The organism is Mesorhizobium sp. M2E.F.Ca.ET.209.01.1.1 (genome assembly GCF_004010375.2).
Classification (GTDB): domain Bacteria; phylum Pseudomonadota; class Alphaproteobacteria; order Rhizobiales; family Rhizobiaceae; genus Mesorhizobium.
The window spans coordinates 1-279 of record NZ_SADP02001404.1; the positions used below are offsets into that span (position 1 = coordinate 1).

Consider the following 279-nt stretch of genomic DNA (forward strand, 5'->3'; position numbering starts at 1 on the left):
GTCGGGCACCATCAAGGCTGATGCGGTCACTTCGGGAAGCACCGAAATCGGCGGTATCGGAGTCGACCTCAAGCGCGACGGCGACTGGACCAATTTCACTGGCGGCGCCACGATCGCGGGCATTCCTGCGACCGCTGCCGGCCGGGTTAAGATTGCCGAGGGCACCACCAGCGTCGAGATTGCTTCGGGCGAAGCCACCGTTCGCGGCATCAAGGCGGCGATTGCCGAACCGTCGGCTCTGACCATCGCCAACGGCACGGCCAACATCGACAAGGTGGC

General features: G+C 64.9%; 1 protein-coding gene. It reads left to right on the forward strand.

All coding sequences use genetic code 11. The features are described 5' to 3' along the window. Nucleotides 1-279 (forward strand): hypothetical protein (locus EN852_RS40570; protein WP_135880028.1); only part of this gene is annotated, 279 nt, incomplete at both ends.